The 25,607-nt window shown below is 56.9% G+C and carries 12 protein-coding genes; 6 read left to right on the top strand and 6 right to left on the bottom strand.

Translation table 11 applies throughout. From position 1 onward, the window contains the following. Window positions 1-63 precede the first annotated feature (63 nt). From OHL21_RS15395 to OHL21_RS15375, 5 genes are all read right to left on the bottom strand, one after another. Window positions 64-1,308 (bottom strand): mandelate racemase/muconate lactonizing enzyme family protein, encoded by a 1,245-nt coding sequence (locus OHL21_RS15395; protein ID WP_263418167.1) that lies wholly within the window; start codon window positions 1,306-1,308, stop codon window positions 64-66. A gap of 181 nt (window positions 1,309-1,489) precedes the next feature. Beyond that, on the bottom strand, window positions 1,490-3,490 hold the full coding sequence (locus OHL21_RS15390; RefSeq protein WP_263418166.1) for a right-handed parallel beta-helix repeat-containing protein: 2,001 nt from the start codon (window positions 3,488-3,490) through the stop codon (window positions 1,490-1,492). A 76-nt stretch (window positions 3,491-3,566) separates the two neighbouring features. After that, complete coding sequence (locus tag OHL21_RS15385; RefSeq protein WP_263418165.1) at window positions 3,567-5,816, bottom strand: outer membrane protein assembly factor BamB family protein; 2,250 nt, start codon at window positions 5,814-5,816, stop codon at window positions 3,567-3,569. 41 nt (window positions 5,817-5,857) lie between these two features. Further along, complete coding sequence (locus tag OHL21_RS15380) at window positions 5,858-7,816, bottom strand: FG-GAP-like repeat-containing protein (protein WP_263418164.1); 1,959 nt, start codon at window positions 7,814-7,816, stop codon at window positions 5,858-5,860. Between the two features lie 316 nt (window positions 7,817-8,132). Then, the gene (locus tag OHL21_RS15375; protein WP_263418163.1) at window positions 8,133-9,215 is read right to left on the bottom strand and encodes a hypothetical protein; all 1,083 of its coding nucleotides are present in this window, start codon (window positions 9,213-9,215) and stop codon (window positions 8,133-8,135) included. 299 nt (window positions 9,216-9,514) lie between these two features. Between OHL21_RS15375 and OHL21_RS15370 the strand changes: the two genes are divergently transcribed. Next, window positions 9,515-11,662: an outer membrane protein assembly factor BamB family protein gene (locus OHL21_RS15370; RefSeq protein WP_263418162.1), complete on the top strand. Its 2,148-nt coding sequence runs from the start codon at window positions 9,515-9,517 to the stop codon at window positions 11,660-11,662. Window positions 11,663-11,731: 69 nt separating this feature from the next. On the opposite strand, the gene OHL21_RS15365 is transcribed toward OHL21_RS15370, so the two are convergent. Then, on the bottom strand, window positions 11,732-14,056 hold the full coding sequence (locus tag OHL21_RS15365; protein WP_263418161.1) for a tetratricopeptide repeat protein: 2,325 nt from the start codon (window positions 14,054-14,056) through the stop codon (window positions 11,732-11,734). A 536-nt stretch (window positions 14,057-14,592) separates the two neighbouring features. On the opposite strand from OHL21_RS15365, the gene OHL21_RS15360 reads away from it, so the two are divergent. The 5 genes from OHL21_RS15360 to OHL21_RS15340 all read left to right on the top strand — a co-directional run bounded on the left by OHL21_RS15360 (window position 14,593) and on the right by OHL21_RS15340 (window position 25,531). Continuing rightward, window positions 14,593-18,234 (top strand): TonB-dependent receptor, encoded by a 3,642-nt coding sequence (locus tag OHL21_RS15360; RefSeq protein WP_263418160.1) that lies wholly within the window; start codon window positions 14,593-14,595, stop codon window positions 18,232-18,234. Between the two features lie 381 nt (window positions 18,235-18,615). After that, window positions 18,616-22,056: a TonB-dependent receptor gene (locus OHL21_RS15355; protein WP_263418159.1), complete on the top strand. Its 3,441-nt coding sequence runs from the start codon at window positions 18,616-18,618 to the stop codon at window positions 22,054-22,056. Window positions 22,057-22,172: 116 nt separating this feature from the next. Next, a complete protein-coding gene (locus tag OHL21_RS15350) occupies window positions 22,173-23,372 on the top strand; it encodes an alpha/beta hydrolase-fold protein (protein ID WP_263418158.1) in 1,200 nt (399 codons plus the stop codon). Window positions 23,373-23,729: 357 nt separating this feature from the next. Next, window positions 23,730-24,083, top strand: coding sequence for a hypothetical protein (locus OHL21_RS15345; protein ID WP_263418157.1), 354 nt, complete (start codon window positions 23,730-23,732; stop codon window positions 24,081-24,083). Window positions 24,084-24,457: 374 nt separating this feature from the next. Then, window positions 24,458-25,531 (top strand): LacI family DNA-binding transcriptional regulator, encoded by a 1,074-nt coding sequence (locus OHL21_RS15340; RefSeq protein ID WP_263418156.1) that lies wholly within the window; start codon window positions 24,458-24,460, stop codon window positions 25,529-25,531. Window positions 25,532-25,607 lie beyond the last annotated feature (76 nt).

Here is a 25,607-nt window from a genome sequence, read left to right as displayed (position 1 = left end):
TTTTCCGCAATGAAAACGCCGATTCACTCCTCTTCCGGGGTACCCAGCAACAGGGAAAATGCTCTACATACCCGGTTCGAACCATGGCGTGTTGGGGATCTGTACCTTCTTCGCTGCTTCTTCATTCATCTCGACCCCCAGACCTGGCTTGTCAGTGACGGTGATGTATCCCTTCTGAATGATCTCGCCTTCCTGGACGAAGCTCTTCCAGGTGTCCAGGTTGTCGATCCAGTGCCACTCACAGACAAGGAAGTTGGGGATAGAGGCGCAGACGTGCGCCGAAGCCATCTGGCCGATGGGCGAAACAACACAGTGCGGAGCGAAGGGGATCTCGTAAGCGTGAGACATGTCGGCGATCTTTTTTGCTTCGGCCAGACCGCCTGTCTTCTGGATGTCGGGCATGATGATGTCCGCCGCACGCTTCTCAAAGATCTCTTTGTATCCCCAGCGCATGTAGATGTTCTCGCCAACGCAGATAGGCGTGGTTGTCGAGTGCCGAATATCCACCAACGCATCGATATCTTCAGGCGGAACGGGCTCTTCCAGCCAGAGCAAACGGAAGGGCTCCAATACCTTCGCGACCTTCTTCCCGGTCGGCGCATCGTAACGCCCATGCATATCGCATGCGAAGTCCATGCTTGCGGGAATGATGCCCTTGACGTGCTCGACCCACTTCACCATGCGATCGATCTCGGCATTGTTCGCTGTCCAGTTGACGCGGTCGAAACGATTTGGGTCGGCGGCGTCATCAAGATCGACCTTCATCGCGGTGAAGCCCTGTGACTTGATCCAGTCAATCTTCTTCTCCGACTCGGGGGTGAGGACATCGTCCCGTCCGGAGTCACAATAGATACGAACCTTATCGCGGAACTTCCCACCGAGCAGTTGGTAAACCGGCAAACCCAGCGCCTTGCCGGCCAGGTCCCAAAGCGCGATCTCAACTCCGGTAAGAGCCGTAGTGTATTGGCCGCCCTGCGCGCCGGCGAACACTCCGGAGGTACGAATCCTCTCCCAAAGTGCTTCAACGTTCAGCGGATCCTGCCCTACCAGGCCGCGGCGGAAGCTCCGAATCAGCGCAGCAGACCCAACGGCAGCGTCAGTCGATTCTCCCTGACCGATCAGTCCCGCATCGGTGTAAATGCGGACATGCGTCTGCGGCCCATGCACACTGACCTGTGCCGTACGAACATCGGTGATCTTGAGCCTGGGACGTTTGAAGGGAGAGCTGCTCGCCTGGATAGCCTGTGAGAGCGCCGGTAGAGAAAACGTTCCCAAAGAACCCAGTGCCAGGCCGCCGTGCTTCAGCATTGATCTTCTGGAGAGATTTGCCATTGTTCCACCTTTCTCAGTTCTTGAATCTGTTGTGGCGACCGTAAGCGTTTCAGAGAATACGGCCGAACAGCCGACTTATTCAGATTTACAGCGTCAAAACAATACTTACGTCAACGTAACTCGGTCAGTGATGAAAGGCTCACCCTCCACAATGGATTTAGCGTGGGTCGATGGTTCGTGAACCTGCAGTAGCCGTTAGATCAGCGAAGGGTCCCGGCATCCGGTTTGTCTCAGTGATTGGGTGGCCGTAGAAGTCCACATCGATTCCGCCGTACACCGGTAGAGCTTTCACATCGCCCTTCACCGCCACGCTCATCTCAAGAGCATCAGGGTTGAATGTCGCTGCGACCTCCGCCGTAGTTCCCGTCTTGTCCCAATCGTGCTGATCGCGCCAGGACTCCAGGTTGTCCCACTCCGGCGGATCCGGGAATTTCACACGCAGGTAGGGCTGCATTCCCGCCCGTCGGCCCGGCGCGAAGCCGTAGACGTTTCCGTCCGCAGTGTTACGTGGATTGTTGAACTCGATAGCCGACTGGCCGATGCCCGAGAACACATTTCCGAAGACTCTCAGATCGTGTACGTCGTTCGTGTGGCCATTGATTGGACGCGGTGCGCCGAGGCCTGACGCAGTATCGATGCACACCTTGGCGCAGTCCACGAACAGGTTGTACGCGATGATGACATGGTTCGTGTCGCGGATCAGAACTCCGCCGGTGAGGTGGTCGAAGATATTATTATCAATCTCGTTCAGCGCGTCGCTGCCCTCGATGTGAATAGCGTGTGGATTCACATCGCCGGGGATGTCTGCGAAGACGTTCCCCGTAAGCCGATCATTTGTGTTGCCGATATCCAGCCAGATGCCGTTGGCATGCCGGATGTGCCGTACCACGTTATTTCGGAACAGCAGATTCCGGGTCCGATGCATCTTTGTCCCGCCGGACTCCGACATTCGGGCGGCATCCTGCCAGCCAATCCACTCAAAGAGATTCTTCTCCACCAGCACATTCTGTGGGCCGCCCGTTCCACCAAGCCCCTCGATTCCGCAGTACCGGAAGACATTGTGACGGATAACGTCGAAACCAACTGGCTGCGGCGGCCGCGCCGCTGCCCAGTCAACGTCACCAATATCGAGCCCCACACTATTGGCCCACTCGAAAGAATTGTCTTCAAAGATGAAGTGATTGCCGTGATTGGTCGAGACCAGCCCTCGCTGAGGGTTTGGGTAACTGTTTCCGGCATACCGAAACTTGATGCCCTTCACCCGGATATATGACTGGTACGGCTTTGCAGGAGAGAAGACCGACTCCTCGTTCGTGATCTCGATCACGTGCTTCGCCGGATCATCGTCATTTGCCAGCCGGATATGCAATGTCAGTCCGTCTGATTCGACCCACACTTTCCCGGCATAGGGCGAAAACTCCTGGAACAACGGTGTCCAGCGGATGTCGCTGAAGAAACTCAGCGAGCGCGGCGAAAGCCCCGCGAGAGCCGATGGCGATTCCACCTGCTCCAGCGGCTTGCCATCCACAAAGACCAGCCCCCGCCGCCGGAAGTAGTTCCACATATTGTCCTTGGCGTAGTTGATCCAGTAGCGGTCGTCAGTCACGTTGTCGAGAGCGAACGGGTTATACCCAAGCGGGAACATCTTGGGATCAAGGTGAAGCTGGTATGCCTTCACAGGCTGATTCGTCTCCCGGTCCGGGCCGATGTTCCAGCCCTCGCTGGGCTGCCATCCTGCCGTCACGACCGCGCCTGATACAACGACATCCGCGCCCGGCGCCGCCTCGTAACTGATCATCGCGTCGGGACTTGTGCCTCCCCGCGCCGGGCGGATCGCCTCGCGGTACACTCCGCTGGCGATGATGACCTGTTCACTCGGCTGCAGCACCTGTGCTGCATGGTCGATGGTACGGAACGGATGCTCCTTTGTACCTGGGCCACTGTCGGTTGCATTCCTGGCGTTTGCGTCAACGTAGTAGGTCTTCGTGAAGTGAAGCGGCTTCTCCCATACTGGGAATTCAGTACCGTCCGGAAGGCGAGAGTTATCGGCGAAAGCGGCAGATGTTCCAGTGAGGAGGAGCAGGGCAAGAAGCGAGGCGTGTTTCATCTGCTCGCATACCATGTGCTTCTCTTGAGACAACAGTCGTAGCGGATTCATTGAGAAAACTCCTATCGCTTTGTTGAGGCGCTCCCCGAGGAGCCGCCTATACACGTAATGGGACTAAGGCATCCTCTTATTGAGAGAGCGCGAAGGCGACGTAGCTTTTCGGTCCTGCGGGCGGATTGACTCCACCAGGAGCCATCCTGAGCCCCTGCGAAAATGCAGGGCCTGCAGTAAGTGCGAACAAGATGTACTCGCGCCCATTCACCTCATACACAGCCGGAACACCCACTCCGCCATTGGGCACCATTTTGCTGAAGATGACCTTGCCGCTCTTCTGGTCAAGTGCGTAGAGCACTCCCTGGTTATCCACGAAGACGATTAGTCCGGATGCGAGTACAACAAATCCGCTCTTGGGAAAGATATTGCCGCGCAGTTGATCACTTGGACCTGCCTGTGGCATATCGCCATAAGGTGTCTGCCATGCGATTTTGCCGGTGTTCAGATCGTAGGCAGTGATCGTGCTCCAGGGCGGCTTGATGATGTACCCCTCTTGCCCGTACCCCGTCTTGTACCGTTGTGGCTTCGGATTCAGGTCAGCGGGATACTCGGGTTCGATGCGTTCCGTGAAGGCATTCCCGCCGATCCCCGTTCCGGGCGGCGCCAGATCCGGCTGATTCAGGAACGTGACCACGTCGGTAATACCCTGCGCGGGAATAGAAGAAAACGCCGGCATTGAGCCTCGTCCGTGAGTGATGATGGTGCTCACTCCTTCCGGACCGAGCCTGCTAACAACGGTGTCGAGCGCGGGGCCGCGGTCTCCTTTCAGATCCGGACCATGGCAGATCAGGCAGGTCTGCTCATAGATGGTTCGGCCCAGCCGTGCCTGCATGACTGCTCCTCCGGCTAAGGTTGGAGTCGGCCGGGGCGTAGCCGAGGCAATCCTTCCCGGGATCAGGCCACCGTTGTTGGCGGAGGTCGACTCCCCCGCCGGCACCATCTTGAGAATGGAAGGCAGGTTTCGGGTCTCGATAAAGACCATGCCCTTAGCTGCATCCGCACCGCTACCGAAGAACGCCGCTCCACCAGTGACGCTGGGAATCTGAATGGTCTCGTACTTATCGCTGGGCGGGGTGAATAAACCGCCCCTTGCCCTGGAGATTCTGTCCTTCCACCAGACCGCCTCTTCGGGCGTCATAAAACCGGTGTATAGGTCATTTACAGTCATACTCTGACGAGCAAACGGCGGCACTACAGTGGGAAAGGGCTGCGTAGGCGATGTCTGCTCGCCGGGCAGATCGGACTGGGGCACTGGGTGCTCGACGATTGGCCAGAGAGGCTTGCCCGTGACGCGGTCAAAGACATAGAGGAAGCCGTTCTTCGAAGCAAGAGCGACGACGTCGACCATCTTGCCGTTATGACGGACCGTGACTAATTGCGGCGCCTGGTTGGGATCGTAATCCCACACATCGTGATGAACGGTCTGGAAGTGCCACAGATACTTGCCGGTACGCGCGTCGAGAGCCAACAGGCTATCCGCGAATAAATTATTCCCATGCCGGTCACCTCCATATAACTCATACTTCGTCGATGAGACCGGGAAGTAGACGATGCCGCGCTTCACGTCTATGGTGAACTCACCCCACACGTCTACACCGCCCAGGTATTTGTACCCATCCTTCGGCCATGTTTCGTAGCCCATCTCGCCAGGGCGTGGGATAGTGTGGAAGATCCAGACCAACTTACCCGTGTGAATGTCGAATGCACGAATATCGCCGGGAGGCGCGAGGTAGCCTTCGCCAGGAAAGCTACCAAGGATGATCAGATTTTCGAATGTCCTTCCCGGGGTTCTGGAACCGAGAGAGACCGGCGTGCGATCGATACCTGTTTTCAGGTCCAGCCGCCCATGGTCGGCGAACGAGTCGATATCCTTGCCGTTTATCGCGTCAATGCAATAAAGGAAGCCGTTTGTGGTGACGAAGATTCGACGATCTTTGCGATCTTTGCTCTCCCAATAGTTCAAGCCACGCTGGCCACCAATGCCGGCGCGTACACCACCACCGGCGAATGGATGCGACCAGATCTCTTTGCCAGTCGTGGCATCCAAAGCGACCAGCGCACCTTGGTGCGCAGCAACGTACGCGATGTTATCCACTACTAATGGACTGAAGGTGTAGTTGCCATCGCCTGCCGGAAAGTTCCATACCATTTCAAGCTTGCTGATGTTGGCCGGCGTTATCTGCTTCAAAGGAGAAAAGTGCGAGCTGTCCGGACCGCCCAGATAGTCTGTCCAGCCGATCGTAGACTGCTGTGCATTTGCGCCAACGGCTGCAATGATGACGGTCCCAGCGAATCCTCTAAGAAAGCAGCCAAAGCACAACATATACTCTCTCCCCATCCTGAAACGAATGCGGCAAGCCGAACTTACTTCCTTGCTTTCGGCTTACCCCAGAAGATAAAGGTCCCTCGATTGGTCGACGTAACGATATCGACAGCGCCATCGTGATTCAGATCGGCCGCCAGAATCGTAGACCCGGCGCCAGACCGGTTGTGAATCAGTTCAGGCTTAAACTCGGCCCCTCCGGGGGCCTTCGGATTGCGCGTCGTGCGGAACCAGTACAGCACCGCCGGCCCAAACGGGTCTGGATCGGTATAGCTCTCCTGGTGCGAAAAAACGCGTTTCCCCACAATGAAATCGGGAATGCCATCACCGTCCACATCTGCGAATGTTGCTCCATGCGGCTCGGAGAACGTTACATCGCCGGCGTTCTTAGTGGAGTAGTCGTCTATGATCATGTGCTCGACAAAAGAGATCGTGCCGCTTTTGTCGCGCTTTTGTTCGAACCAGGCGATGCCCCACCCATGTGCCTCCAGGCTGGTGACGACGTCGTTGAGCCCGTCTCCATTGACGTCACATACAGCCATCTCCGCCCCGCCTACGCTGCCTCCGGCGCGCGGCCAGCGCCCCAACTCCGCGGGATGATAGGGCCAAGGTTTGTCCGGCATTCCGGATTGAGGCTGTTCCCACCAGCCATGCGGAGAGACGATATCCATACGGCCGTCGCCGTTGATGTCTCCCACGCCGATGCCGTGCTGCGCAGGGACGTTGTAGCCTTCCTCAGAGATCTTGTGCACGATCCAGGGCGCCGTCGGATTTTTGGGATCGGGAGTGGCCCAGCACACGTAACCGCCGCCAACGTAGACGGCATCGGGTATACCGTCTCCGTTGACATCCTTGAAGGCGACGATCTCGCCCCATACGGCGGGCAGTACATCATAACGGTCCCATCGTCGCAGCTCACCCTTCGGATTCACATAGAGCGACATGGACCTGCCTTTCGAGACCAGCAGGTCCGGCCAACCGTCGCCGGTGTAGTCATAAGCAAAATTCACCATGTTAGGTGTAAGTTGCGAGGTCACATCGGACGTCTTGCTGAGAAAGATCTCGCGGGAGACCTTGTAATCAGGACCGAGATAATAGAAAGGACCGGAGATGATATCGAGAACGCCGTCGTGGTTGACATCGGCGGCCGTCGCCGACCACCCATAATAGAAGTCATTGATGTGCTGCATCCGGAATCGGTTGGAGATTTGCTCGTCAGGCAAAACACGCCGTCCCAGGTCCTTCAGCTCTACGTCTTTGAAACGTATCTCCCCAGTGCCGCCAACGTAGAACGCCACCGGGCCGAAGGACGCTACATCGTCATCGGCCTCGCCGTTGGTCGTCCCACTCTCAGGTCCATCGTGCAGCCACACACGCATGATGTTGGCATCGAGAATGATCTCCAAGGGCGTCCATTCACCAACATGGTAGGAGTAGTCCGGCCGCGTGTAGGGGGAACCTGGCGGAAGACCGTTGCCGGGAAAACGCATTGGACCGCCGCCCGGCCGAGCTGATGTCGCCGGAGGCGAAGTGCGCGGCGCCGCGGGAGGAGCCATGACACGCACCATGCCACCTGCAGGTTTGAGCGGCTCGCGTGAAAGTTCGCGCCCTTGCGTATCAAGCTTCAAGTCAAAGCTACCTGCGGGGTTTTGCCCATCCGGCAGTGCCACGTATGCGCCATGAATTCCGTCCGCCGTCGTCTGCGTGCGCAACAGCACTCCCGCCTTGCAGCCGCCGGTGCAGCGGAAGGTTGCAGCGAACTGTGTGTCTTGAAGTGATCTATCCAGAATGAGCCAGCCGCCCGCCGGACTGCGCGGAACCCCCACAATCTCCCCGTTCTCTGCATGCCAGTCGACGTCGCCAAGCGTGCGGAACTGCGCCAACGATGATCCCTGGAAGGTCCAGTCCGGTACGAAGTTCCTGTTTGCCTTCGCAGAAGGAGCTAAGAAGACCATGCCAAAGATTGTTACGACTGCTGTAAAGCCGACCAGCTTCCACATATTGAACTTTCCTTAGCGGACACTCCAGCGGCCTTGTCACCGATCAAAAGTTTCGAAAAAACGTTTACTTAAACGTGACAACCGCTTCGGGGCAAAATTGTATAACACGCGATTGTTTTTGCGTATTACGCAACATTTCCCAGGTCGCACATTGCACTATGCGAATAACCGGAGGGCTACGATGCGGATTTCAAAAGCAACATTGGGGATGCTTGCAGTCGCCCTCGTATCTGCAGGCGCTTCCGAGACGAGATGCGATCAGTCAAACGTACTCCACAGATCGAACGTCCTCATATGGACCTGGAATGAACCAGGTCTACTGAGTCCCGGTCATTGTGTAGTAGTCGATTGTGTCTGTCCAGGTGAACTCGTTGCCGGGCTGGACGTTGATGGCAATGTACGGCTCAACGGCGAGGACTGTGCGAATGGACCACAGGAGCTCGCGGCTGAGCGGGCGGTCGTTCGAGATCTTCAGGCCCGCGCCAACTCTCTTGTTCTCCATCACGACCTCATTGTCCCTGGCGGAATCACCGAAGCCCTGAATAGGAACTACCGCTTCGTCTGTACCAGAGAGCGGCTTGAGGTAGACGATCTGATTGTCGCGCACCACAGTGAAGTTGTTGACGCGCGGAGCACCACCGGGCGCCGGAGGCGCAATGTGAATCGAGAACGGCACGCGGAAGGTGAAGTCCGGGCCGGGCGCCTGACGGTCGAGCACAACAAAATTGTGATTGTAGACATTGGAGTCAATGACGAGTTTGCCGGTGTTCTTGAGGCTATGTTCAATGGTCAGCTCTGGCTTGCCTTTTTCCAGACGCACCGTCTTGCGGTAGATGTAGCCATAACCGGAGCCCGGGTCAGAGAGCTCCTGCGTAAAGACGATCTGATTGCGCGACTTGCGGATCGTCCACTTTCCCGGGTTAAGCACAGGGTATGGCTTATAGCTGTTGTAAGGGCCGTCCTCCTTGCGCAGCACGCCGACACCGATCTTGATGAAGGTGCCCCCGGGCTTGGCATCGTCGAACCCTAGCGGCTTCTGGAATTCATTCGCCGGCCCCATGAGCGCGCTGCACGGCCCGGACACAACCAATCCATCGCGGTGGACCCAGTTGATGACACTGGGATCGATCTTGTCGTACCACGGTCCGTAGTACTCGTGCCCTTTGTAGATGAGGCTATAGATGGCTCCAGACCAGTCGAAACGCGTCGAGCGGTAGTAGCCTTTGTCTGCGCTGGGCAGATAGAGCTTCGCCGTGACGATGCCGTTTGTAATTCTGGCCTCGAGCGGATTGGCCGGCGGCAGCGCCGACGACATGGACGGATCGGCCGCGTGGGTGGCCGCTGCGCCTGCCAGGACGAAAGGCCACATCAGCAGGAGCGCGGGAGTGTAACGGATCATGGATACTCCTCCTGGCATCAACATCGATTACGGTCGTGATACTGCGAATGGTTTTATATCCGGCCGCGAGTTCGCTGATATGCGATACGCGGAGCGCTCTGCGTCTCCATCGCATCTGTTTCGCATCACCAAAGATGGACCCGAACTCGACCACAGCACTATATACCTGCAGCGAACCGGTCATACCTGTCGCAAACCCACCGATCGCCGATCAAAGCTCCCAAAGTAAGCGTTTACTTGCTAGGATTGGTCGCCACAAAGTTCAGGCGATAGAGCATCGCCCAAGAAGGAGGCTGGAAATGCGGACTCTTACCGCGTCGATCTGCGGAATGGGATTTTTGATTTACGGAATTGCCGCAACGGGTCAGGTAGCCGCGCCGGCGCAGGCCACCCCCGTTACCGGCACAGCGCAGATTGAACATGGAACCGCCGTCTTTAGCAGGAAGTGCGCCGCCTGCCATGGCGAGAATCTACAGGGCTCATTCAACGCACAGGCCCTGTCTGGCAATACCTTCCAGTCGCAGTGGCAATCGAGGACGGTTGCGGAGCTATTTGGAACTATCTCCGAAACCATGCCCCTGACGAGCCCCGGATCGCTTAGCCGTGAAGATGCCCTTGCCGTACTGGCGTTTATCCTCCAGCGCAATGGGGCGCCGGCGCGGCCTCAGGCACTGACCGCCGGCTCGCCTGCTGCCATCGGCGAGGTCCTCAGCGGGAAGTCTAACCCAAGTGCACCGGCGGTAATGGGCGTGCCGGACCAGGTTGGCGGCCGTTACGGCAGCAACGGCCCTCGTGAAATTCTGACCATCACCGACCGCTTAGGATTGGGACTCGATGCGGCTGCGCAGATGCACCTGAAGGAGCTTAGCTCTCCACTCGATCGGGTCACTCCCGTCACCGATGCGATGCTACGCGATCCATCTCCCAATGACTGGCTGATGTGGCGTCGCACCTACAACGCCTGGGGCTACAGTCCGCTCAACCAAATCAATCGTGACAACGTGAAGGACCTGAAGGTGGCATGGACCTGGGGCCTGAACTCCACCGGCTTTACCGAATTCACGCCGCTGGTGCACGACGGTATCCTCTACGTCTGGAACTACGGGGAGACGGTGCAGGCGCTCGATGCGCGCAACGGGAACCTCCTCTGGCAGTTTCATCACGACATTCCCGCCTCATACCACCGCGATGTCTTCTACAGGACCAAGCGGGCCCTCGCCCTTGGCGGCGACAAGCTCATTTTTCCGACGACGGACATGCACATCATTGCCCTCGACACAAAGACGGGCAAGGTGGTCTGGGACGTTGCGACAGACGATTACGTCAAGAGCCACCGCGTTTATAACGGCGGTCCTTTAGTGGTCAACAACAAGGTCATCATGGGCGCCAGTGGCTGTGCGCCCGGCAACTCAGGCTGCTTTGTCGCTGCATACAGCCTCGACAACGGCAAGGAGTTGTGGCGTTTCAACACCATTGCGCAGCTTGGCGAGCCGGGCGACGAGACCTGGAACAACGTGCCTGCTGACAAGCGATGGGGAGGATCGGTCTGGATACCGCCCAGCTACGACCACGAACTCAATCTGCTCTATGTGGGCGTCGGCTCGCCCTTCCCCTGGTCGTCGATCGACAGAGGCACCTACAACCCCGCGGGTGGCGGCACCCATGGCGACTCGCTCTACATCGAGTCCACACTGGCCCTCAATCCGGACACAGGCAAGCTGGTCTGGTATCACCAGTACCTGCCCAACGATACCTATGACCAGGACTATGCCTTCGAACGGATCATTGTTCCTGTAGAGTGGCAGGGGCGGCAGCGCAAGGCGGTGCTCACGGCCGGCAAGCCCGGTGTAATCGAGGCAGTGGATGCCGCAACCGGCCAATGGCTCTTCGGACGCGATCCCGGCGCACAGAACATCTTCACCTTCGACCCAAAGACCGGCACCAAGACGCTGCTTCCTCCTGTGCTTCCCCAGGGAGTGCGCCGCTGCCCGAGCAACAATGGCGCCCGCAACTATCTGGCCGGCTCTTACGATCCGAACACCAATCGCTACTATCTCTCCATCAATGATGTCTGTACCGGGAAGGGCGGAGATTTGCCGGATCGCATGGTCGGTCTCGATCTGAAGAGTAAAGAATTCACGATGGACATCAAATCTCACGTGATGCAGTCATCGGCCAAGCTCACGACCGCGGGCGGCCTGCTGTTCTCCGCTTCTGCCGACCGCTATTTCCGTGCCTTCGATGACCGCGATGGAAAGGTGCTTTGGGAGACACGCGTTCAGGATGTGCCCAACGCCTTCCCGATCACCTACATGGTCGATGGCAAGCAGTACATCGCTATGATCGCCGGCAATCCTGGCCTGATCGGCAGCAGCGCGGTTCGAGCATCGGCAGAATACATGCGCCCTGAACCGACCTCTGTTTTATGGGTATGGCAACTGCCTTGATTCGCGGAAGTTGCTGAACTGATCAGGCTTCCAACCTGTCCTGCGGTCCCCGGTCACCCTCTTGATGAGTTAGCGCCCCATCTGGGCGAGGATGCTCTGTGCCTGATGCCCGATATCGGGATCGGCCCCTTGTGCCGCCGCGGTCAGGTGAAGTACAGCGTCGTTGCGTTTCCCTTGCTGCAGCAGGATGAGCCCTAGTGCAAGATTGGCATCCTGCTGCGAAGGATTGATCGACAGCGCCCTCTCATACGCGGCAGCCGCGTCAGTGCTGCGTCTCTGCGCGCTGCGCAGGTCACCGAGATCAACCCAAATCTGCGCGCTATCTGGCGCTTCCGCTGCGGCGTCCTCTAACTCGGCTCCCGCCTCATTCGCCCGCTTCGTCAAGACGAGGAGCAATCCCAGCCCGTGGTGTGCTTCGGCATATCGGGGTCTGAGAGCAAGAGCACGACGGAACTGGAACTCAGCCTCGCGAAACTCGTTTCTATTTACCAGCAGGGTTGCGAGATTGTTGTGCGGCTCCGGCAGAAGCGGTTCAAGGCGAATTGCTTCGCGGAAGTTCTGCTCGGCATCCTGCGTGTCGCCGGACCGAACGCCGCAGAGCCCCAGAAGGTTGCGAGCCTCCACATTTTCAGGATTGACGGCGAGAGTCTTATGCAAGGCGGCCTGTGCTTCCGGGATTTTGCCCTCTCTGAGATATGTATTGCCGAGCTTCAGTAGAAAACGATCATCATTGGCGTATCGTCTCGCGCCGCGCTCGAGCATCGCGATAGCTTCGTCTTTGCGATCAGCAGCGAGCAGGACATTGGCCATTCCTTCGAGTGCGTCGTGGTCCTCCGCGCGCCGATCAAGCGCCTGTTGAAACGCCTTCACCGCGGCATCCGTCTGCCCAGCCTTAGCGTAAGCCTTGCCCAGCGTCACATACGGCTCAGGCCATTTGGGATGTTCGCGATCTAAGATGGCACGCAAGTTTCCAATTCCGTCGACCCCGGCATCATTCACCTGAGCAACTGCAAGATAGAGAGCGGCGTCACTCTGCGTCGCCGGCTTTGGATAGTAAATCCCAACCTTGGTGTGGTCCGGCAAGAATGCCTTCTCCGGAATCGGCGCCTGCAGGTCGCCCGGCGGAAGGCGGCGCTGGATCCAATGATCCGTCAGCACCACATGGACGGAAGTTTCTGGCCGTCGCTTCGGCATGTGGCATGTAAGACAATTGCTCCCCGCCTTTATCACCACGCCTTTGTGAGCAGCGTCCTTCGCCAGGTCTACCGTTGAGGTGTGGCAGCTCTGGCAAACCTCGACATAAGAACGCGTCGCTGCCTCTCCGCGTGGAATATCGTGCGGATCATGGCAGGTCAGGCAGGTCATCTGTGACTTTTGAAAGCACATGGACTGGGGAAGCTGGTACGACGCATGGGCTGTCTCGAAGCCAAAGTCGTTGGCGTCCTTCGATCGCTCGAAATAAGTTTTGTAATCCGCCAGCGGCTTACCCGGCTGATAGGAATTCAGATCGCGACCATAGTTACGTATGGAATTTGGTATATGGCGCGCACTCGTCTCCAGATGGCACTGCATGCAGACCTCAAGCTGTCGTTCACGACTTAGCTTGTTCGGATTGACAATGGTCTCGGATATCCGATCGTCGCTGGCCTTGGCACGCGCTGCAGCGATATGTGCCGCCCCCGGCCCATGGCAGCGTTGGCAGTCGATCCCCTCCGGCAGCGTTGCCGGAAACACCTCTTCGTCGTCCTGTGTTTTTCGATCCTCTGCCAGCGGATACGCCGTGTGGCAGAAGATGCACTCCGAACTCACGGCGCCGTGCATGTCCGGCTGGTCGGGCTGGTCGAACCCCGGACTCATGTTCCAGGATCCGCCCTTCTCCAGATACCAGTTGACCGGCAATTCCACCAGCCTTCCCTGCTCGGTCCGGTGCAGGTAAGCGCGCGCATGGTTTCCGGAACCGACAACATAGTCGATCTGCTCCTCCAGAACGTCTGCTTCCTTGCCGTCGAGGCCGATTGCAGAGCGCCGCATGTAGAACTTCCCATCGCGATCGATCATCGTGTAGGTCAGCCCGGTGGCGTCGTGGACAAACCGATTCGCGCGCTTGAAATCCTCGATTACGGTCTGTTCACTCGGCCGGTGAAAGCTGCGCGCCATCCCCGCGAGCCGGTAAGTCTTCGCAATATTGGCATGACACTCGCTACAGGCAGAGGAATCGACATAACCCGCCCTACGAAGGTCTGACTGTGGCGATCGAGGAATGGGCGTCCACGTATACCAGATGGCGCCGGCCCCGAGTAGAGCTACCGATCCTGTGGCAAGAATCCACCAGCGGTATCGCGATCGTCCGCCGTCCGGTCCCGCGGAGTCGGGTCCTCTCAATGCGCTGCCCATGCACGGCAGACTATCAGGGTCTCTATGCTTTGCGGCTGCCGGCATGCACCGTTCGGGTCAGCATCGACCGGACAAGTGAGGAAGCTGCGGAAGTCAAAGTCAAGGCCCATTTTCGTGGGCTGCCGCGGTCAGATGTGGCCTGGAAATGCGAACTACGAGTGAGTGGTAGCGGCGGTACCCCAGTGACTTCCCCGTTGCAACTAAAGGTGGTCCGCCCACTTGAGCGGGAACTGAAAGCATGCTGGTCAAAGGTTCTGAAGAAACGTTTACTTGAATATTTTCTTACGGTGAGTAGTAGCAGCGGTACGCCAGTGACCTCTGCGGAACTCAAAGTGGTCCGCCCACTTGGGCGCCGCCTTGCCAGGCGAAAAGCACGGTGGTCGAAATTTTCTCGATAGAACGTTTACTTCAACGTTGACAATCGCTCCGCGGTCGGCCTACAGTGCCAACCACTATTGTGTAGCGCGACATAGTCTTTGCGTATTATGCAATATCTCAGGTCGCAGATAGCACTGTACGAATTACTGGAGGCTACAATGCGGATTTCAAAAGCAGTATTGCGGATACTTGCGGTTGCCCTCGTGTTTGCAGGCGCTTCCGCAATTTCAGCAAACGCTCAAAATATCTTCGGCTCGATCGTTGGGACGGTAAGCGATCAGTCAGGGGCCGTGCTTCCGAATGCGGCCATCACTGTCACCGATATTGCCACAGGTGATAAGCGCAGCGTCACCAGTGATGGCCAAGGCAACTACCAGGTGCTCTCGCTGAAACGCGGTGAATACACAGTCGATATCGAAGCCCCCGGCTTTAAACATTTCTCGCGCAGCCCCATTGAGGTGGTTGTCGACCAGGTAGCGCGCGTCGACGTCGCTATGTCCGTCGGCGACCAGAACCAGACAGTGACGGTGAGCGATGCGCCGCCCATCATGCAGACTGACAGCGCATCGCTCGGCCAAGTGATCGGAGGCACCGCTGTACGCGATCTTCCTCTCAACGGCCGCAACGTGCTGGCACTTGTGGCGTTGGTGCCGGGCGTTGTGCCGCAAGGTGCGTCCAACATGAACCTGAGCGGACAAAATGTGTTCGCGGCCGGCAACTACCAGATCGGCGGCGGCAACTCCAACCAGGGATCGGTCCTGGTGGACGGTGTCTCAGTGAATACGTCCTATGGCAATGCCGTCGAACTGGTAATGGACCAGGACAGCATCCAGGAATTCAATGTCCAGGTGCACAACAACACCGCTGAGTTCGGCAAGTACACCGGCGGCGTGATCAACATGAGCACCAAGTCCGGCACCAACGCCTTCCACGGAACGGCGTATGAGTACCTGCGTAATACGGCGCTCAACGCCAACAGCTTTTTCGCGAAGAGAAATAACTCCGGCAAGCAGGCATGGCACCAGAACCAGTTCGGTGCCAATATTGGCGGACCGCTGATGAAGAATAAGCTCTTCTTCTTCGGCGCTTACCAGGGCTACCGCCAGACCAACGGCCAACTGGTTAATGTCACAGTTCCTACGCTGGCGGAGTTGAAAGGTGATTTCTCCGGCATCAGTGCTCCAATCTACGATCCGCTGACGACATGCGGAGTTACGCTGAGAAACGGCACAGTGAATCCACCTTGTACAGCGGCCCAGAACGCCGGGACAGCTCCGACACGGCAACAGTTCTCCTACAACGGCACCCCGAACGTCATTCCTCCGAGCAGGATGAGCGGGGTTGCCAAAAACCTGATCGCATTTCCCATCTACGGGGAACCGAATGTGCCAGGAACACCGACCGCCCAGGGCCCGGTGAACAACTTTTCGCGCCTGGCCACCGCCGGCGGTAACAATGACCAGTACACGATCCGCGGCGATCAGAACCTCAGCTCCAAACAGACGATGTTTGAGCGCTACACCGCATGGAGCTCGAAGAACATCGACCCCCAGCCCTTCCCCAACAATAACCTGTACTACATTGCTCTGGCGCCGGAGGTCTTTACCACCAAACAGATCGTCTTCGGCGACACGTACGTCTTCAGCCCCAAGTCGGTGGCCGATGTGCGCCTCGGCTATCTGCGGTGGAACTACAACCGTATTCCAACCAACTTTGGCATCGACGAATCCAAGGCCTTCGGCTGGCCTTCCTATATGAATTTCGGCTCGCTGAATAACCTGCCGAAGTCCACCTCGGTGCCGATGATTAGTACTGGAGGCCCCATCAGTTATTACGAGGGCTCCGCGGGATACATCTTCTCGATCAACAACAACTACTCAATCGCATCGACCTATCAACGGATATGGAACCGGCACACGTTCAAGTTCGGCATTGATCTGCGCCGGCTGGAGATGAACTACTTCCAGAACAATAATCCGGGCGGCATCTTTACTTTCGACAATATCTTTACCTCGCAGAGCACGGGATCGCCGGGAGCGACCGGAAACCCGCTCGCCTCCTTCGAGTTGGGATATGTCTCGACCAGTACCGCACAGACAGTGCAGATTGCGCCGCCCACCTATCAGACCCTCTACTACCAGGGCTACTTTGCCCAGGACACCTGGCAGATCACCAATAAGCTGACCGCAACCCTCGGGCTGCGCTACGAAGTGCCGGGCACCTTCCGCTCGCGGCGCGGTTGGGCCAACACCTTCAATCCCACTGAGATCAACCCCGTCGTGAACAGACCGGGAGCCTACGACCTGGTGAGCTCGCCGCAGCACCCCGCGGCCGGCGTCTACAACGAGAACTGGACCGATTGGGCGCCGCGCATCGGCGTTGCTTATCGCGTCAACAACAACAACGTCATCTGGGCAGCATTCGGCAAGTTCTTTGTCCCGGCGGACCTGCAGTTTCCCAGCGCACCGCTGCAGGCGGGCGTCAACTTCCTGAACAACCTGATGGTCAATACAGTTGACGGCCAGCAGACGCCGTATGACACGCTGGACAATCCATATCCGGGCGGCCTGCAGAGCCCGCCGCACCGGAACCCGAACTACCAGCAGGTGCTGCTGGGCGGCAATGCTCAGGCCCTCTACGCCGATGAACCAAACGGCTACACATACCAGTGGAACCTCTCTGTCGAGCATCAGTTCCCGCTTGGTATCGCTCTGACAACAGCGTATGCCGGCCTGCGTGGCGAGAATCTGCCGATCAGCATCCCCATCAACCCGTTGCCAGACAGCGTTGTGGCGCAGGCGGCTGCAGATCCCGACTGTTCCTCAGGCAATATCGGAAACTGCTTCCTGAACGCGAAGGTGGCCAATCCCTTCTACCCGACCATCACCCAGGGAACGTTGAAGAATGCCACCATAACCAGGAATCAGTTGCTACGCCCATTCCCGCATTACGGCAGCATCAGCAACAGCGGTCACTATGCCGGCCTCAGCAACTATCATTCGCTGGAGGTGAAACTGCAGAAGCGCATGGCCAGTGGCGGGCAACTGCTCGGGTCGTACACCTTCTCCAAGCTGCTGACCAACGCCGAGTACCTCACCTCATGGCTGGACGCAACCGGAACGGCAGGCTACTCGGACTACAACAATCTCGCAGGCGAATACGCGCTGTCGAGCTTCGACGCCCGCCAGCGTCTCGTAGTCAGTTATGTCTATCCGCTGCCAATCGGAAAAGGCCAACGGTTCCTATCTAACCTCAACGGAATCGGCAACGGACTGCTTGGCGGATGGGGCGTGGAGGGCATTACCACCTTCCAGAAGGGACTTCCGCTCGCTCTCACAAATGCCACCAATACGCTCTCAACCTACGCGTTCCTGGGATCAATGCGTCCGATGTACGTCCCTAGCGCTAACGGTTGCAATGGGACCAAGACGACCAGCGGATCAGCGTATGACCGCCTGGGAGGAACTGCGGCAAAGACGACCTACTTCAATACGGCCTGTTTTGTGCAGCAGAGTGTCAGTAACCCATACGTCTTCAATCGCTTCCAATACGGCAACGAATCGCGAACGGATAGCACGCTGCGCGGCCCGGGCCAGGCCAACTGGGATATGTCTGTCTACAAGGACCTCTCCATCAACGAGAATGTGAAATTCAGATTCCGCGTGGAGGCATTCAACGTCTTCAACCGCGTGCAGTTCGGTAATCCGAACACATCCGTTGGCAATACTCTCTTTGGCAACATCACAACCCAGCTGAACAATCCCAGGGCACTCCAGGTGTCCGGGCGATTTTTGTTCTAACAATCCTCCAAAGCCCTGCCACATATCCTTTGTGGCTGGGCTTTGCTCTTTACGCAATGGAGCATTTTCACTGTAGGTGTAGGGCAGGGCTTCCGCATTTATGGGCGTCTTCCGCAATGAAAACACCGCTGCACTTCTCTTCCGGGATACCAGCAACAGGGAAAATGCTCTAGAACTCAACCGTCCTGAGCAGTGTGCGAAATAAACGAAAAAGCTTGACTACTGCTCCCACATTGGCCGTATATTTTCCCGATTTCAAAACCAGCATCGCGAGGGTCATCGAAAGTGAACATTTTCAGGAGAGCCATACGCCCATTAGAGAAAACGTTTCCTCGAGGAAGTTCTACATTTCTTTCTCTCTTGTTCCTTATATTGATGTTGTTGTCTGCCGTCAGCACATTCGGACAAACGGCCGGCGTGGTCTCTGGCCACATCAGTGACAGCACCAGCGCAGCTGTACCAGACACGAAGATCGTGCTCCGTAGCACCTCGACCGGGACTACACGTGAGACAACGTCTACCAGCACCGGTGACTACACTTTTTCGGAAGTGCCTGTTGGGCCCTACACCCTCAGCGTCAGTCGCGAGGGTTTCAAGACCACGACGAGTGAGGAGTTCCAGGTACAGGTCCAGCAGACGGTTCGCCTCGACGTGATGCTCCAGCTCGGTAACGTGACTGAGACGATAGAAGTACAAGCAGCGGGAACACTGCTGCAGGCTGAAAACGGAACCGTAGGTACCGTGATCGAAAACAAAGCGATCAATGAGCTCCCGTTGAATGGCCGCAACTACCTGGCCCTTGTAGCACTGTCGTCCAACGTGAATACGCTGTCACCCTCTTCGGGACAGGCCAACAGCCGCCTTGGCGGCGACCGCGCAGCACAGGCCCTGGCAGTAGGCGGACAGCGCATTATGTTCGACTACTACACGCTCGACGGCATTCTCAACACTGATCCGGACTTCAATACCTACATTGCCCTGCCCTCCATCGACGGTATTCAGGAATTCAAGACGCAGACCGGCGTCTACTCTGCCGAATATGGACATCAGGCATCGCAGGTCAACGTTGTGAGCAAGAGCGGCACCAATGCATTTCATGGATCTGCATATGAGTTCATCCGTAACAACTACGTCGACGCGTTGCCGTACTACTTCTCTTACAATCCCACAGCTCCTACCGTGAACCCTTTCAAGTGGAACGATTACGGTTTTGTCTTTGACGGCCCGGTACGCATTCCGAAAGTCTTCAACGGCAAGGACAAGTTCTTCTTCATGGTCGACGATGAATGGAGACGCATCCGCTCCAACGGGACGGCCACAGCAACCGTTCCCACGGCGGTACAACAGAATGGCGACTTCTCAACGTATGCGACCAGGATCTACGATCCCGCTACGGGAACGTCGACAGGTATGAACAAACAGCAGTTTTCCTGCAACGGCGTGCTGAACGTTATCTGCCCCAGCCGCATTAGCGATGTATCGAAGCGGCTGCTGAAGTACTATGCGGTGGGACCGACGCCAAGCACAGGAAATCCTAACTACCGTTACCCGACGAACAGCCCTCAGAATCGCCAGTCCTTCACCGCCCGCGGTGACTACTACATGTCTACCCGTTCCCAGTTTGCCTTCCGCTTTAGCCAAGGCGACGAAGACATCATCAATACCGGCCTGTCGGGCGCGGGCAGCAAGACCATTACCCAGTACTACCAGTACATGGGATCCAATACCTTTACGTTCACGCCACATCTCGTCAATGAAGCAAGGTTCGGATACAGCCACTTCTATAACTCGCTCGGTCTGCTTTCTGCATTTACGACGGACGTTGTGACCGGTCTGCAGATTCCAGGACTGTCCGGCGGTCCGTCTTCGACATGGGGCATTCCGTTCATCAGCTTCGGAACGATCCGAAGCGGAACGACGAACTTCTGGAGTAACTTCGGCGATACGCAGGATGGACCGTATGTTGTTGATGACCCGGCCTGGCAGATCGTCGACAATGTTTCGTGGACAAAGGGCAAGCACTCCCTGCGCATGGGCATGGAGTACAGCCGCCAGCAGTTCAATCAGCTGGGTAACCAGTTCTCCCGTGGACAGTTCAACTTCGCTCCGAACACAACTGCCTTCGTGAGCACCAATTCCTCGGGATCGAATGTTTACTCTGGTGGCGATGCGTTCGCCGAATTCCTTCTCGGCAACATCCAGCAGTCTTCCGTAGCGGTCGCCGTCGCAAACGCGCAGTACCGCCGCAATGTCTGGGCTGCGTACATCGACGACACGTTCAAGTTCACCCCGAAGCTGACCCTGTCACTCGGACTTCGGTACGAACTCACTCCTCCATGGGTAGATGCCTTGAACGACCAGTTCACTGTATACGTGCCGAACGCGCCTACCTTCGGCTCGGGTACGCAGCCGCAGGCTCAGTGGCCATTCTTTGTCCGCCAAGGCAACTGCAGCGACCCATATCAGGGCCTTTCGATCTACTGGACGGACAGCACGGGCAAGGCGGGTACACGCGCTAATCCAGCGGCGCGCTGCAGCAATGGCCTACTGCCGGATGCGTTGGTCAATACGGCAAAGATGAACTGGGCGCCGCGCTTTTCACTGTCCTACTCACCGGTCAACGGCATGGTAATCCGTGCTGGCTACGGCATCTTCTACAACCAGGATGTTGGCAATGCCTACTTTGACATGGCGCGCAACATTGCAGGCCGCGTCACGGTAAACGCGAACACCAGCACTCCGGCTGGAACAGCAGACCTGTTCTGGAACAATGCCCTGCCGGGCGGTACCGGCGCGGTGGCGGCAATTCCGGGAACCACCGGCTTGTATGCTTACGCGAACGCAGTCTCACATAAGACCAGTTACACGGAACAGTTCCTGTTGAATCTGCAGCAACAGTTCGGCAAAGACTGGGTTCTGGAGGCTGGGTACCTGGGCAGCGTGAGCCGTCATCTCTATGGCTTCCTGAACATGAACCAGCCAACGCCCTACGGATATATCGGAAACGGTGCTCAGACCTCGGTAGCATCCCGTCTTCCCTTCCTGAATTACGGCGTGATCCAGCTGGTTCATGATCAGGGATCGGCCAGCTACCACGGCGGAGCAGCGAAGGTTACCCGGCGCTTCAGCAATGGTTTGAACATTATTGCTTCGTACACCTATTCCAAGTCGCTGGACAACGGTTCCGGTATTCGAAACCAGGGCAACGACCTGCTCTTCCCGCAGAACAGCTACTGCCTGCGCTGCGAGTACGGTCCATCGGCCTTCGACGTAACGCATCGGCTATCGGGCTCTATCCTCTACGATCTACCGATCGGTCCTGGAAAGCTGGTCAACGTGAAGGGCTTCATGGATGCCCTGATCGGTGGATGGCAGCTCGGAACGATCTTCACGGAGCAGACTGGTCAACCGATTACCCCGAGCGTTGGAGCGGACAACTCGTCGATCGGTAATTCGAACGGGACCTTTGACCGCCCAGATCCGACCGGAATCAGTCCTTATCTGTCCTCGTCCGCTCGTACATTCAGCGTATGGGCGAATAAGGCGGCCTTCAAAAACAACGCTCCGGGATTCTTTGGATCTGTAGCCAGAGGCAGCTACCGCGCTCCTGGTCTGATCAACACCGATGCTTCACTTCACAAGAACTTCAAGATGCCCTATAGCGAGAAGCATCAGCTCTCGATCCGGTTTGAAGCGTTCAACGTCCTGAATCACATGAACGTGGGCGCTCCGAACATGAACATCAACTCGGCCACCTTTGGCCGCGTTGGGTCGACAGGTAATATGCGCCAGCTGCAACTTGCCGCCAAATACAGCTTCTAGCACTTACCTGATTCGATCTGAGTCAACAACCCGTCGCCTCGAAGAGCTCAAGAGGATAGCCTTCGAGGCGACGATCTGCATAAACCCAAAAACTCATATAGCAAAAGAGGAGCACTATGAAGCCACAGATCCTATTGATGGCCCTGCTAGCAGGTGGCACGACACTCGCCCAGCCTCCGGCGGACTGCAAACCCTCGGCACTCAATATTCCCGGCGCGCCCTATCCGTGCATTCGTCCCGACCGCACGGTAATGTTCCGCGTGTCCGCCCCCGACGCACAGAAGGTGCAGGTAAAAACAGCTGGTGGCGTCGAGATGACCAAGAAAGAAGACGGTCTCTGGTACGCCACAACGCCCCCGTTAGTCGAGGGATTCCACTATTACATGATCTCGGTGGATGGAGCTTCGGTCTCTGATCCTTCTACACGGACGTACTTCGGTGGCGGGCAGTGGAGCAGCGCTGTCGAGGTACCGGCGCCGGATGCTGACTTCTACGCTCGCAAGGCTGTTCCGCATGGCGTGGTCCGCGAACAGGATTACTTTTCGACTGTGACGCAGCAGTGGCGCCGCGCAATGATCTACACGCCACCGGACTATGATGCCAACTCAAAGATCCGCTACCCGGTTCTCTACCTGATGCACGGGTGGGGAGAGAACGAGGTTGGCTGGACAGCGCAAGGTCACGTTGAGTTAATCATGGACAACCTGATAGCCGCCAACAAAGCAAAGCCAATGATCATCGTCATGGATAACCTCAACGCTGCCAAGCCGGGTGAAGATGCATCCATCTACAACGCCCGTTCCGTCCTCACTCAGGCGGTCCCCGTACCACCTCCGCCGCCGGGAGCTACACCCGCGCCGCGAGGCATGCCCCGTATGAGCACCACCTTTACTGAGATGATGTTCGCGGACTTAATTCCAATGGTGGAGAAAAAATACCGAGTTGCGCCCGGTCGCGAGAACCGCGCCATGGCTGGGCTCTCCATGGGAGGATTTCAGACCTTCAACACGGGGTTGACACATTTGGACGATTTCTCGTATTTGGGCGGATTCAGCGGCAATTGTGGGAGTGGAGGAAACTTCGATCCGAAGACAAGCTGCAGTGGAGCGTTTGAAAAGCCCGCAGAATTCAACAAGAAGATCAAGCTGCTCTATCTCTCAACCGGATCCATGGAAGGACCTCGCGTCAAGCAGTTTAGCGAACTGTTGAAAAAGACCGGCGTAGAGAACGTCTACTACGAGTCTCCTGGCACAGCGCATGAGTGGCTGACGTGGCGCCGCTCCTTCTATGACTTCGCGCCTCGCCTGTTCCGGTAACTCTATTAACGAAGCCTGAAAAGAGAAGAGCCTCCGGTAATCGGAGGCTCTTTCTTGTGCCGGGATAATCATCCGCACGCGCCCCCCGACTTGCCCGGCAACCGCCCAAATAAATAATCACATGAAAAATGAGTCCATCAGATTACGCATATCATCCTATATCCGAAGAAACGCTTCTAATGGTGTATTGCCGTTGAAGCCACACCGCTTAAAGACAGTACTGCCGCGATCTCGGTGATGTTTACGTCTTCTTTGAGGACGGCTAGGCAAGCTGTTGTATGTCGTTTGTTATTGCATCCACAGGGCAACAGGTAGTTGCCTTCACAACTCACAATAACCTGAGAGGAGCGCTCGCTTATGGCTGACCAACCCCACACGTCAACTCAAACGTCTACCGCGGCAACTATCGGGGTGTTTGCTTTGCTAAAAGCAAAGCCCGGTGTAACGCGCGAGCAGGTCATGGCCATCATGCCTGCTGAGATACGCGCGACGGTCCAACTTTACCTCGATGGGAAGGTTCGCGAATGGTACTCGCGAGAAGATGGTAGAGGAGCGATTTTCCTCTTAAACGCCCGAGACGTTGCGGAGGCGGATTCCATCATGGAGTCTTTGCCCCTTGCTAAAGAGAACCTTCTCGATCACGAGTACATTCCAGTCGGACCGCTGATGTCGTTACGCCTTTTAGTGGGGAACCAGGCAGCTACGCAGTAACCCCCATTCGGTGAAGAAGCGCTTGGATGACCATCCTGTCCGTAAATTCACGCGGCTCGATGGTTATATCCAAGTGTCCATAGGCTGTGAAGGAAATCAAATCGTAGCCATTCAGCAAGAGCAAATGTCTTGGCTACCCCACAGGCATGCGGACGGTAACGCATAGTTGCTGAAAAACATACGTTGCCAAGTAATGATGTGCCAACGGTCCAGGCCGGCACGCCCCCCTAATAGATGATCCAGCGCCACTGGCCGCCCTTATTACTGAGACGAATTATCTGATCATCAAACTGCGATATCATGTTCCAACTAAAATATTCGCTAGTCAGGCGAAGTAAGCGTCGCGATGTCGGCACTCGGTCAGGGAGTTTTGGGTGGTACAAAAGAAGGGCATAGGAAAGTCCCAGCGGCAGACGCCGACAATTCGTGAAGTTGCAAGAGTTGCCGGGGTTGGCGTAATGACCGTCTCACGCGTCATCAATGACCATCCGGCAGTCAAGCCAAAAACAAAGAAGAAAGTCCTCACCGCGATCCAGCAACTGGGATATGAACGGAACGAGGCGGCCGGCCTACTCAAGGGGCAAAGAGCAATGATGATCGGACTGATCGTGCCCGATCTATCAGATATCTTCTTCGCACATTGTGCGAACACTATCGAGAAGCTCGCGCGCGAAAGCGGTTATCTGACTTTGATTGTGTCATCTGGGCACGATGTCGAGTTGGAGACCCAGCAGGCTGAACTGATGGCCCGTCGAAAGCTATCGGGCTTGCTTTTGGTCACTTCTGGAACCCTCGATGTAAACCGCATTCAGCGTGTCATCGAGGGTGGGCTTCCAATCGTAGCCTTCGATCGGCCCCTGGAAGGACTTGGAACGGATGCTGTGCTGATTGAGAACCGGGCCGGGGCCGAAGAAGCGGTGGAGCATTTGATCTCTCATGGCCACAAACGGATTGCCTGCGTTGGTTTCGACAGCGAAGCCTATCCTGTTGCGGAACGCGTAAAAGGCTACCGAAGCGCAATGTCGGCGCACGGGCTTCGTCCGTACCTCTCCATGAAGGTCGACTGTTTAGAAGCTGCCATGAATTGGGTTGACAGTGCCCGCCTGAAACAAGACGCTCCCACGGCGGTGTTTTCTACCAATTACCGGACTACCGTTCATCTTTTACGAGCTTTTTCGGAGCGAAAAGTAAAGATCCCCTCCGAAGTGGCGATTATAGGATTCGATGATTTCGAACTGGCACCGGTGATCGCGCCGCCAGTTACTACCGTCGGACAGTCTGCGGTGGATCTGGCACGGCGAGCCTTCCGCCTTCTGCTGGATCGGATTGAGATTACCGGAAGCGACGTTGGCCGTTCGCCGGAGAAAATACTCTTGCCGGCTACCCTTATTGTGCGCGAGTCTTGCGGGGCTCATCCGCGCTCCAAGAAGACCGCCGAGCCGGTATAACCGCATTTTTCCGACTGCGCTGAGATCGTCTGGAAACGACTCGATTTGCTCTCGCGAAGCCTGCATCGTCCGATAC

The sequence above is a fragment of the Terriglobus albidus genome (assembly GCF_025685425.1).
Lineage (GTDB): Bacteria > Acidobacteriota > Terriglobia > Terriglobales > Acidobacteriaceae > Terriglobus > Terriglobus albidus.
This window is presented reverse-complemented; position numbering and strand designations above follow the sequence as displayed.